Raw genomic sequence first — 12,287 nt, forward strand, 5'->3', positions numbered from 1 at the left:
TTTGAAACTTTCAGGTGAGGCTTTATCTGGTAACAACGGTTTCGGTATTGATCCAGAAACAATGAAGGGTATTGCTACAGAAATCAAAGAAGTCCACCGTTTAGGCGTACAAATCTCAATCGTCGTAGGTGGTGGTAACATTTGGCGTGGTAAAACTGGGGAAGAAATGGGTATGGAGCGTGCACAAGCCGACTACATGGGTATGCTAGCAACAATCATGAACGCCCTAGGTTTACAAGATGTTTTAGAAAACATTGGCGTGCCAACTCGCGTACAAACTTCAATCGACATGCGTCAAATCGCGGAACCATATATCCGCCGTCGTGCGGAGCGTCACTTAGAAAAAGGACGTGTCGTTATTTTTGCTGGGGGTACTGGTAATCCTTACTTCTCAACAGATACAACAGCCTCTCTACGTGCTGCTGAAATTGAAGCAGATGTTATTTTAATGGCGAAAAATGGCGTAGACGGTGTATATTCAGACGATCCTCGTAAGAACGACGCTGCTGTTAAATACGAAAAATTATCGCATTTAGAAGTCATCAGCAACAATCTACAAGTAATGGACACTACAGCTTCATCATTAAGCATGGACAACAATATTCCTTTAGTTGTATTCAACCTAAATGAAGAAGGCAATATCCGCCGTGTTATCCTTGGTGAAGAAATTGGTACTACAATAGAAGGGTAAGGGAGAATTTTCAATGGCTATTGATAATTTACTAAAAGAAACAAAAGACCGTATGTTGAAATCTGAAGAAGCATTTACACGTACGCTTGCACGTATCCGTGCTGGTGTGGCCAATGCTTCTTTACTAGACGGCATTACTGTTGAATACTACGGTGTACCAACTGACTTACGTCAATTGGCAACAATCACTATTCCAGAGCCTCGTATGTTACAAATCTCTCCATACGATAAAAGTTCTTTAAATGATATCGACCGTGCATTACAACAATCTGACTTAGGTATTCCACCTACAAATGATGGATCTGTAATTCGTTTGATTATCCCAGCTTTAACACAAGAACGTCGTAAAGAGTTAAGTAAAACAGTTGGAAAAGACTTGGAAGACGCTAAAGTAGCTATCCGTAACATCCGTCGTGACGCGATTGATGAAACGAAAAAAGCTGAAAAGGCAAAAGAGATCACTGAAGATGACGTACGTTCATACGAAAGTGACATTCAAGACTTAACAAACGCTGCAATTAAAAACGTTGAGAAAATCGCTTCTGATAAAGAAGACGAAATCATGAACGTTTAATCTAGCATCTGTTCAGACAATAATACAAAGAAAGCCAGCAGGCATCCTATTAGATGACCTGCTGGCTTTTTTCGTATATCTATATGGGATATTTTGCTAGTCGATTATGTAAACCGGGGTGGCTATTGAACTTCTTGTTAATCGTAGTTTTTGCGCAAACGAATGGTAAATATGACGCCTTGAGGATGACCGTCTTCAACAGTGATACTCCCTTCATGGTCTTCGATAATTTGTTTGGCGATAGCTAAACCTAGTCCGTAACCAGATGTTTCGCTGGCTCTTGAGGCTGAATCCCGATAAAAACGCTCAAAAATCCGGTCCTTATCTTCGTCAGCAATGTTACTGCCAGTATTTTTGACATAAATATACCAGTGCCGTTTACTAGTGTGCGAATCCACGGTGATGGTATCTCCTGCCTGGGTATATTTCAAAGCATTATCTAACAAGATGACCAAGACTTGGTGTATTTTCTTCTGGTCGACTTTTACAATCGCTTTGCCATTATTAAAGAGGTTAAATTCTTTGTCTGCTAAAGTAGCAAGATCTCTAAATGGGTCGGTTGTTTGCTTAATAAAGGGTTGAATATCCGTTAATGTTAAATCGAGTGTCTGTTCATTCGCATCCCCGCGGGCAATAGTTAAAAGGTCCGTGGTTAAACCCGTCAGACGTCGTGTTTCATTTAAGGCTTGAGCGATGCTTTCAGATTCGTCAATGATTTTAGCATTTGGCTTGGTGAATAAATGGTCTAAATTGTTTTGGATAATGGTTAATGGCGTTCGTAACTCATGGGAGGCATTCTCGACGAACTCTTGTTGTTTTCTCCAAGATTTTAAAATAGGTTTCATATTCACTCTGGATAGGTAATAGGCGATGCCGATTGAAATCACCCAGAAAAAAATCAAGGAAACAATTAAAATCTGTTGGAAATTGGCAACCGCGTTGTCAATCTGGTCAGTATTGGAAAGGACCGTGATGTAGGCAACATTGCCGGTATTTTCTGGTGCAATGCTTGTAATCGTCCGGAAATGGTATTCCTGACTTTCGTCAGTAATTGTCACTTCTTCAACCTCGTCCAAGGTTTCAGTAGAAAGGTCTAGGCTAGTGATTTGGCTGTAAATGTCTCCCAAACCATCTTGGTTAAGGATTTCCCCTTCCGCACTCCAAAGCACCACTTGACTATTAAACCGGTTTAAACCGGGCTCTTCAGGGTGGTCTGTCTCACTTTGACTAGGGACAAAGTCGTCAGTCGAACGTTTAATTGCATCTGAAATCATTTGGGTATTAGCAGCCAAATTTCTTAAAGAAATGTCTGTTTCCGAATAGGCAGTAGCATGTAAAATTTGTATAGTAATCACGCCAAGTGCTAGAAATACAGCTGCAAAGGCACTGACATTCAAGATAAAATAATGCCACCTTTGTCGTACAGACCGGTTTTCATAGGTACTTTTATTTTGATGATTACGTGTTTTGTGACGATTATTTCGTTTCCACATAGGCTATTCCTCTTCAGTTTCCGTTAACATATAGCCTACATTTCGAATCGTTGTAATAGACTTGTCTAATTGGTGGGCCTTTAAATGCTTGCGTAAATTAGACATATAGACTTCTACCACTGTAATAGCCGTTTCTGAATTAAAACCCCAAATACGGTCGAAAATTTGCTCTTTTGTCAGGATAATCCCCTTATTTTGAATCAAATAAATCAACAGGTCCAATTCTTTCCCAAGGATAGGAAGGGTTTCTTGTTCAACCCTGACCGCATTTTTCTCTAGGTTTATCGTCAGATTTTTATAGACCAATTGATTTTCATCAAATAAACCAAGTGAACGTCTTAGTAGGGCACGAATCCGTAGCAGTAATTCTTCCCTGTAAAAAGGCTTGGTTAAATAATCATCAGCTCCCGATTGAAAGCCCTCGACTTTGTCTTCTAAACCGTCTTTTGCGGTTAGGATAAGGACGGGGGTTTTGATATGGTCAGCTCTCAGTTTCGATAAAATCTGATAACCATTCATACCAGGAAGCATTAAGTCGAGAATAATCAGGTCATAAGTTTCCCCACTGGCTTCATATAGCGCATCATCCCCGTTATAGACTTGTGTAATTGCTACTTGGGCTAGGTCCAAGCAAATTTCTTTAATATTATCAGATAAAATTTTGTCGTCTTCTACAATCATTATTTGAATCATGCGGTCACGCTCATTTCTCTGCAAGTTTTTATTAGCTTATCATGTTTAGTCCGAAAAATAAAAAGACTTAAGAATTTTTAAAGTAAAAGCCATTTAAGTTAACTTTAAGCTTGAACGTGTAAATTAACATTATCGCAAGAGGTGGTAAGCAATAATCCAGTAAACAAGCTTATCTTAGTGCCTTAAGAAATGAGGAGGAAACATCATGAAACTTAAAAATGTTTTTCAACGTAAGGAAACTAAATACGTCCTGAGTCAAGAAGATTTCCATAAATTCTTCCATGACCTACAAAAAGAAATGTCAGTAGATGAGTACGGACAACATACCATTTTATCCCTCTACTTTGATACCGATGATTTTCGCTTAATCAAAAGATCAATAGATAAACCAGTCTATAAAGAAAAATTCCGTATCCGTGCATACGGGGTACCTGGAGAAGACTCATTAATCTTTTTAGAAATTAAGAAGAAGGTTAACGGGATTGTCTATAAACGCCGAATCCCTATGTCATATGATGAATATCTAAACTGGTTAGAATGCGGTGAATTCCCAGATGAAGCTGGGGAAAACAACTTACCAATTTCTAAACAGATTGAATCTGAAATTACTTGGCTATTCAAAAAGAATCGGACATTAGCACCAAAAGTCCTGATTGCCTATGACCGCGTTTCCTTATTTGACCATGAAGATGGCGAATTTAGGGTGACATTTGACCAAAATATTCGTTACCAAAATGACCAACTAGGTGTCATCGAAAATGATGAAGGGAACTTGGTTGCACCAGAACTCGGTGTACTTATGGAGGTGAAAGCTTTAGGGGCCTATCCATTATGGTTTGTCAGCCTACTAGACAAGTACCAAATTAGAAAATCAAGTTTTTCTAAATACGCAGAAACTTACGAACGTCACTTATATAGAGAGGAAGAGTTATTACATGTTAACTAGTATATTTTCAGGAGATACCACAACTTTAGTATTTAGCGAAGTATTAATCTGTTTCCTGGTATCCATTGTCTTAGGGATTTTGGTGGCTGGTGTCCACATGGTCAAAAATGCCTATTCTAAAAACTTCATTATCACTTTAGCAGTACTACCTGTTTTAGTTCAATCAGTAATTATGCTGGTTAACGGAAACTTAGGTACAGGGGTTGCCATCCTAGGGGCCTTCTCACTCATTCGCTTCCGCTCAGTACCTGGTGGTTCCCGTGATATTGCCTCAGTATTCTGGGCAATGGGTATTGGTTTAGCGACCGGTATGGGTTACGTCGGTTATGTCACTATTTTCTCAATTATCGTAGCTACTTTACTCGTTATCTTATACAAATTACCATTTGGTGAAGATGGCAATAATATCAAACGTGAATTAAAAATTACTATTCCAGAAGACTTAGATTACCCAGATTTATTTGAAGATATTTTTGAAAAATATACAGATATTGCCAGCCTAGAAAGCGTTCGTACAACTACAATGGGTAGCCTATATGAATTGCGGTACCACTTATTGATGAAAGATCCAACTGTTGAAAAAGCCTTAATCGATGAAGTTAGAGTACGAAATGGTAATCTGCCAGTCGTTTTAGGTAAAGTTGCCACAACGCCAGATACACTATAGAGGTCAAATCAAAGAAATTTTGAGTCAAAAAATATTAATTCTGACAAGTCCACATCATAAAAGGAGAAATACACATGAAATTTAAAATGAAAAAACTAAATGGTAAAAAAACCATTATGCCCATACTAGTAGCAGGTTTGCTACTAGGGGCTTGTGATCAAATTGTGCAAGGGTCATCTAATAGTGACTCAACTACCACGTCTAGCGAACAAGCAAGTGCAAGCTCTAGCGTTAGCGATGAGTCAAATGATGCCACTACGGACACCTATGGTACCTACGAGGATGAAGATATAGAGACCTCTTACGTTAGCGAAGAAGCACAAACGATTACCTTGTCTGATGACGGAACAGAAGCTGCTGATGGGGTAACTGTAGACGGATCAACAGTGACGATTACTCAAGCAGGTACTTACATCATCGAAGGCAGTTTAAGTGACGGGCAATTACAAGTTTCAGTAGGGGCAGAGGATAAAGTAAACTTAATCTTCAATGGGGTAACCATCAATAATGAAGACGGTCCGGCCGTATATATTACTGAAGGGGAAAAAGTTGTCGCAACCCTTGCTTCAGGTACAACCAATACCTTAACAGACGGAACTTCTTATACCTTAGCAACAGATGAAACTGAACCGGATGCTACTTTCTATTCAAAAGCGGACTTAGTTATCAACGGTGACGGTAAATTAGTCGTTGAAGGGAACTATTTAAATGGTATCCGTTCTAAAGACGACCTAATTTTGGTATCAGGTGAGTATGAAGTGACTGCAGTGAATAATGCCCTAAAAGGTAAAGATGCAGTAGCTATTTTAGATGGGACTTACAACCTAACCACAACAGAAGGTGATGGTATCCAAGCCAATAATGAAGAAGATGCAGACTCTGGTAATGTCTATATTGATGGTGGTACCTTTAACATCAATTCAGGACGTGATGGTATTCAAGCAGTCACAAAATTAGCTGTTCAAAACGCAGATATTACAATTCAAACAGCTGATGGTTCAACATCGACTGATATCGATACTGCTGAATCTCATAAAGGGTTAAAAGCAACTGGTACAGTAGAAATTTCATCAGGTATACTTAACCTAAATACTGCCGATGATGGTATACACGCAAATAGTGCTATTAGCATTCTTGGTGGTGAGATGACCATTGCCTCAGGTGATGACGGTATGCACGCCGATGAGACCTTAACAATTTCAGATGGTACTATTGATATACAAGAGTCATACGAAGGGATTGAATCTTCAGTCATTCAAATCGAGGGTGGTAATATTTCTGTAGTCGCTTCAGATGACGGTTTAAATGCTGGTGGTGGTTCTGATACAGAAACAACAACTGGTACATTTGGTGAAGATAGCTTTGCCAGTGGTCAAATGGGTGGCGGCATGGACGGAGATGAATCGAAACAATTAATCATCACAGGAGGTACATTAGTTGTCGACTCTGAAGGTGACGGTCTTGATTCCAACGGTACAGTAGACATGTCTGGTGGTGTCGTGATTATAAACGGGACAACAACCGGTGGTAATGGTAGTTTAGACTACGGTAGCTCATTTAATATTACTGGTGGTACTTTAATTGCAGCGGGTACTTCGGACATGGCGCAAAATGCCTCTGAAGGTAGTCAAGCTTCCTTAGGTATTACTTACGATACAACACAAGAAGCAAATGAATTAATTAGCCTTTTAGATGAAGAGGGGAATGTAGTGGTTTCCTTCACACCGACAAAATCTTATAGTCATGTAGTGATTTCTAGCCCAGACTTAACTACAGGTACATATACCTTAGTATCTGGTGGTGAAAATGATGGTGAAGAAAGCAATGGCTTATATGAAGGTGGTACTGTGACAAATGGTACAGAACTTGCAGACCTTTCTGTAACGGATACAATCACAAACCTCACATCATCAGGTGAAACTGCAAGTGCAACTGGCATGATGGGTGGTGGTCAACCAGGACAGCCAGCTCAATAAAACATAATTAAATTTGAAAAAATTACCGGAGAGGTTAGCTTAAGGGCTAACCTCTTCGGTGATTTAGCAAATGGATACATTTGCTTGATACGTTAAAATCATTTTAAAAATATGTGCTTTACTGCCACCTGTCTAAATAGATTACTTACCAGCGACTATCTACTTGTAAAATTTTCTTTTTTTATATCAAGCCACACCTAAACTTTAAAGGCGCCTGTGCATAGCAAAAGAACTGCTGAGCTAGGGGATAAGTATAGGTTTTTCTTCAAATTTTTGATACAATTGTTTAGAATTACAAATGGAGGTTCAATATGGTGACAGAAGTAAACTATAATCCAGAGTTACTAGTACCCAATCACATCGCGGTGATCATGGACGGAAACGGTAGATGGGCACAAGCTCGCGGATTAAAACGAACAGACGGACATTCAGAGGGATTAAAAGCCCTAAAACGTGTGGTCATCGCAGCACATAAAATGGGCGTGAAGGTACTGACAGCATATGCCTTCTCAACTGAAAATTGGAAGCGACCAATTACCGAAGTAAATTATTTAATGGGCTTACCCAAAGTATTAAACGATGAAATCTTACCTGATTTAATCGACAATAATGTACAAGTTCGCATGAGTGGGAACTTCGATAAAGTACCACTAGGGACAAAGAAATATATTCAAAATGCCATGAATCGTACTAAAGACAACACTGGTTTAATTTTGAATATTGCCTTTAACTATGGCTCACGTGATGAAATCACCAAAGCCGTTCAAAATATTGCCACATCAGTAGCAAATGGCGACTTAAAAGTGAAAGATATTTCTGAACAAACCATTTCAGATAACTTATATACAGCTCAATTAGGTGAATATGCTGACCCAGATTTATTGATTCGTTCAAGTGGGGAAGTTCGTTTGTCGAATTACTTATTGTGGCAGTTGGCCTATAGTGAAATGGTGTTTACTGACACGAAATGGCCAGACTTTGATGAAGCTGTCATGCAAGAATGTGTTGGCGAATTTCAACGTAGAAACCGTCGATTCGGAGCGATAGATAAAAAATAGAAAGAGGGGATCTCATGACACAAAGAGTTATCAGCGCTGTTGTTGCTCTTGCCATTTTTATCCCACTTTTGTTTATGGGTGGTCGTCCTTTTGACTTGATGGTAGCGATTATTGCAATGGTTGCTTACTATGAAATTTTACAAATGGCAAAAATTCCATTCCCCTCATGGCGGGGGATTATCGGTTTAATCACCATGATGTTACAACTGCTGCCGTCTTATTATCTAGCACTACTGCCACAAGAAATCGACTATATGACGCTTTACTTCGCTGGTTTAGCCATGTTATTGATTATAATGGTCTTCAAACCAGAGGATATTAACTTTGAACAAGTAGGGGTCATTAGTTTAGCGGCTTTATACGTTGGCCGTGGTTTTCACTTATTAATTGAGACGAGATTAATGGGGCTCTTGCCGGTTATTTACGTTTTAATCATTATATGGGGGAACGATACCTTTGCCTATTTAGTCGGTCGCCAAATTGGCCGAACTCCCTTAGCACCAAAAGTATCACCTAATAAAACCATTGAAGGATCATTAGGCGGCATCATAGGGGCCTTTATATGTTCAAGTATTGTCCTTTATTTTAACAACATCTTTGGAATATCAATCATGGATAATTTGATTTTAGCCGTGATTTTAGGCTTTTTAGGACAGATTGGTGACTTAGTAGAATCATCCATAAAACGGACTTACCAAGTCAAAGACTCAGGTAATATTATGCCCGGTCATGGCGGGTTCCTTGACCGTTTTGATAGTCTCTTAATGGTATTACCCATGTTTTATTTCTTGATTCCATTCTTAGGATCTTAACCAGTCTCATCGCTTTAATAAAGCTTTATCATAGTAAGGAGCGCATTATGACGACCATTATTGCATTTATATTTATATTTTCAGTTATCGTGATTGTCCATGAATTTGGGCATTACTATTTTGCCAAGAAAGCGGGCATCTTAGTCCGCGAATTCTCTATCGGTATGGGACCGAAAATTTTCCATTTCGAAGCTGAAGAAACGACATACACGCTACGCATCTTGCCAATCGGGGGTTACGTCCGTATGGCTGGATTAGAAGAAATGTCAGACACCCTAACTAAGGGCATGCAAGTCGTCATCGAACAAGGTGAAGACGATATTGTAGACACCATTTCGTTGGAAAATGAGGGCCAAAATTTTGCAGGCTTACCGTTAGAAGTATGGGCAGCTGACTTAGAAGAAGACATGTTCATTGAAGGTATTCCTTACGGTAGCGAAGAGAAGGTCCGTTACCAAGTGTCAAAAACAGCTAATATCGTTGAATCTGACGGAACGATCGTGAAAGTCGCGCCCATAGAACGTCAATTCCAATCTGCCAACATCTGGCAACGACTAATCGTTAACTTCGCTGGACCAATGAACAACTTTATCCTAGGTGTTTTAGCTTTCATCCTACTAGCCTTCATGCAAGGCGGTGTCTGGTCAAACGAAGCCGAAATTGGTGTCGTTCAAGCAGACTCTGCAGCTCAAGCAGCAGGACTAGAGGCCGGTGACCAAATCGTGTCAATCGACGATCAAGCGGTCGAATCATTTGACGATATGCAAGCCATTATACAATCAAACCCAGACCAATCACTTACTTTTACCATCAACCGTGATGGTCACGACCAAGAAATTTCTGTGACACCACAAGCAACAGAGACAGAATCAGGTGAAACAGTTGGGGTAATTGGGGCCCAACGAGCGCAAGATACGTCATTTATGGCCAAAATCACATTTGGTTTTACAAGCGCTTGGACCATGATTACAGGTATTTTCTCTATAATTGGTGGTATGTTTAAAACAGGCTTTGATATCAACAACTTTGGTGGGCCAGTTTACATGTACCAAACTACCTCGCAAGTCGTTTCCTTTGGGATGACAGGTATTATTTCTTGGCTAGCTTCTTTAAGTATTAATTTGGGAATTGTCAATTTACTACCCGTACCAGCTTTAGACGGTGGTAAAATAGTCTTGAACCTAGTCGAATTGGTCCGAGGTAAACCACTACAAGCTAAAACAGAAGGTATGATCAATATCGTAGGTGCTGTTCTAGTCATTGTCCTAATGATTGCAGTTACTTGGAACGATATTATGCGCATGTTTGGCTAAGTAATCTATTGCATCAATTCAATTAAAAACAGTAAGTCAAAAGGCCATAGTGATGGCCTTTTGTTATTAAACAGGAAAGGAAATGAGTCTATGTCAGAATCTAAAGAAGCCTTATTTCAGGCCTTATTAGGACAAATTCATTGGAACGATGAAAACACGGCTATCCAAAATGGTTGGTTAGAAAATGTCGTGGTCCATACCAAATCACGGTTGTGGCAATTTAAAATTGGCTTACCAACACGTATAGATGCCGCGACTTTCTTAACCTTTGAAGAACACTTGAAAAAGGGTTTCGACCATGTTGGGGCAGTGGACTTTTCAATCGAGGTTGCTGACCAAAGCCAACCAGCAAATCAAGCTGTCCTAGACTACTGGCCAATCATAGTTAACCGGTCTGGTATTTCAAACGGGATTGCTAAAGCCACTTTCCAAGGGCAATTACCCTCATTTGAAAATAACCGCTACTATATTCGCGTGGACAATCAACCATTAAAACAACTCATTCAAGAAAACTACCTTGAAGTTATCAAACAAAATTACCAAATGGTCGGATTTCCTAAGGTGCCGTTTGAAATTATTATCGATGATGAAACGGCCAAAGACCGGCGTGATGTCTTTGTAGAGCGGGCCAATGAATTAGCTGAACAACAACAGGAAATGGCCAAAAAAGCAGCTGAAAAACAAAAAGAAATGGCTGTTGCTGGCAATAATGGTCAAGCAATTAAAGTGGACAAAATTCAATTAGGCAAACATATCCCCGTTGACGACAAATTAAGAGCCATGAATACTTACGTTGAAGAACAACGGTTTGTATCCATGGAAGGTGTAGTCTTCGATGTTGAAGTTAAAATATTAAAAACCGGCCGTCGCATTTTAAATGCCAAAATTTCGGATTATAGCTCAGCATTCTTAATTCAAATGTTTTCTAGAACGGATGAAGATATCGCCATTTTTGACGCCATCCGCAAGGGTATGTGGTTGCGAGTTCGCGGTGATTTGCAAATGGATGACCGTTTTGCCCGTGACCTAGTCCTAAATGTTCGCGACTTGGAGCAAATTACCAAGGCTAAACGCCAAGATAACGCTGACAAGAAGCGGGTTGAATTACACGTTCACACCAATATGTCCATGTTGGATGCGACTAATTCAATTTCCGATTTCACCAACCAAGCTAAAGATTGGGGACATACAGCTATTGCGGTCACTGACCATGCAACCCTGCAAGCTTATCCAGAAGCATCAGGGGCGGCTAAATCCACTGGTTTGAAAATGATTTACGGTGTTGAAGCGAATATCGTGGATGATGGCGTCCCTATCGCCTACAATCCGGACCATATTGAATTAAAAGAAGCAACCTATGTCGTATTCGATGTGGAGACTACTGGATTATCAGCTATTTACGATAACATTATCGAATTAGCGGCCGTTAAAATGCAGAACGGTAATGTGATTGATACTTTTGAGGAGTTTATTAATCCAGGACGACCACTTTCGGCTACTATTATTGATTTAACCGGGATTACTGACGCCATGTTAGCCAATACCCGGACTGAAAAAGAAGTGATTACGGACTTTAGAGATTGGGTTGGGGACGCTATTTTAGTGGCCCACAATGCCAGCTTTGATATGGGCTTTATTGATACAGCTTACAACCGACATGGTTTTGACAAGTCCCATAACGCCGTAATCGATACCTTAGAAATGTCTCGTTTCTTGCATCCAAACCTGAAATCGCATCGTTTGAATACCTTGGCCAAACGCTACAATGTGGCCCTAGAGCAGCATCACCGGGCTGTATATGATGCGGAAACCACAGGTGCCTTAGCCTGGATTTTTATCAAAGAAGCAGCCACTGACCATGAGATTTTCTACCATGATGAGTTGAACAAAGATGTTGGTAAAGGGGACGCCTACAAGCAAGGTCGACCATTCCACGCCATTTTGCTGGCTAAAAACCAAACGGGGTTAAAAGACCTATTCAAATTGGTATCTGCGTCAAATATCGACTATTATTACCGAGTACCTCGAATTCCGCGGTCACTCTTATCTAGTCACCGAGAAAAT

The 12,287-nt window shown here is 40.0% G+C and carries 11 protein-coding genes; 9 read left to right on the top strand and 2 right to left on the bottom strand.

Going from position 1 to position 12,287, the window contains the following annotated elements; all coding sequences use genetic code 11:
- Window position 1: 1 nt before the first annotated feature.
- Together pyrH and frr are read left to right on the top strand one after the other, a co-directional pair.
- Window positions 2–691 (top strand): UMP kinase, encoded by a 690-nt coding sequence (pyrH, locus tag ACRCJ0_RS05745; RefSeq protein WP_431389795.1) that lies wholly within the window; start codon window positions 2–4, stop codon window positions 689–691.
- A gap of 13 nt (window positions 692–704) precedes the next feature.
- A complete protein-coding gene (gene frr / locus ACRCJ0_RS05750) occupies window positions 705–1,265 on the top strand; it encodes a ribosome recycling factor (protein ID WP_016897475.1) in 561 nt (186 codons plus the stop codon).
- A 137-nt stretch (window positions 1,266–1,402) separates the two neighbouring features.
- Here frr and ACRCJ0_RS05755 read toward each other — a convergent pair whose 3' ends face one another.
- Together ACRCJ0_RS05755 and ACRCJ0_RS05760 are read right to left on the bottom strand one after the other, a co-directional pair.
- The gene (locus ACRCJ0_RS05755) at window positions 1,403–2,758 is read right to left on the bottom strand and encodes a sensor histidine kinase (RefSeq protein ID WP_431389797.1); all 1,356 of its coding nucleotides are present in this window, start codon (window positions 2,756–2,758) and stop codon (window positions 1,403–1,405) included.
- Window positions 2,759–2,761: 3 nt separating this feature from the next.
- On the bottom strand, window positions 2,762–3,451 hold the full coding sequence (locus ACRCJ0_RS05760; RefSeq protein ID WP_271736546.1) for a response regulator transcription factor: 690 nt from the start codon (window positions 3,449–3,451) through the stop codon (window positions 2,762–2,764).
- Window positions 3,452–3,656: 205 nt separating this feature from the next.
- Here ACRCJ0_RS05760 and ACRCJ0_RS05765 point away from each other — a divergent pair, with 205 nt between their 5' ends.
- The 7 genes from ACRCJ0_RS05765 to ACRCJ0_RS05795 all read left to right on the top strand — a co-directional run.
- Window positions 3,657–4,397 (top strand): polyphosphate polymerase domain-containing protein, encoded by a 741-nt coding sequence (locus ACRCJ0_RS05765; RefSeq protein ID WP_271736548.1) that lies wholly within the window; start codon window positions 3,657–3,659, stop codon window positions 4,395–4,397.
- Window positions 4,387–5,064, top strand: a complete 678-nt coding sequence (locus ACRCJ0_RS05770) for a DUF4956 domain-containing protein (protein WP_419985852.1) — start codon at window positions 4,387–4,389, stop codon at window positions 5,062–5,064. Before ACRCJ0_RS05765 ends, ACRCJ0_RS05770 begins: the two co-directional genes overlap by 11 nt.
- 74 nt (window positions 5,065–5,138) lie before the next feature.
- Complete coding sequence (locus ACRCJ0_RS05775; RefSeq protein ID WP_431389799.1) at window positions 5,139–7,040, top strand: carbohydrate-binding domain-containing protein; 1,902 nt, start codon at window positions 5,139–5,141, stop codon at window positions 7,038–7,040.
- Window positions 7,041–7,351: 311 nt separating this feature from the next.
- Complete coding sequence (locus tag ACRCJ0_RS05780; protein ID WP_270370647.1) at window positions 7,352–8,098, top strand: isoprenyl transferase; 747 nt, start codon at window positions 7,352–7,354, stop codon at window positions 8,096–8,098.
- A gap of 14 nt (window positions 8,099–8,112) precedes the next feature.
- Window positions 8,113–8,910, top strand: a complete 798-nt coding sequence (locus ACRCJ0_RS05785) for a phosphatidate cytidylyltransferase (RefSeq protein ID WP_026465953.1) — start codon at window positions 8,113–8,115, stop codon at window positions 8,908–8,910.
- A gap of 47 nt (window positions 8,911–8,957) precedes the next feature.
- A complete protein-coding gene (gene rseP / locus ACRCJ0_RS05790) occupies window positions 8,958–10,223 on the top strand; it encodes an RIP metalloprotease RseP (protein ID WP_431389801.1) in 1,266 nt (421 codons plus the stop codon).
- Window positions 10,224–10,313: 90 nt separating this feature from the next.
- A partial coding sequence (locus ACRCJ0_RS05795) for an exonuclease domain-containing protein (RefSeq protein WP_431389803.1) occupies window positions 10,314–12,287 on the top strand: 1,974 nt, incomplete at its 3' end.

The organism is Aerococcus sp. L_32 (genome assembly GCF_050689315.1).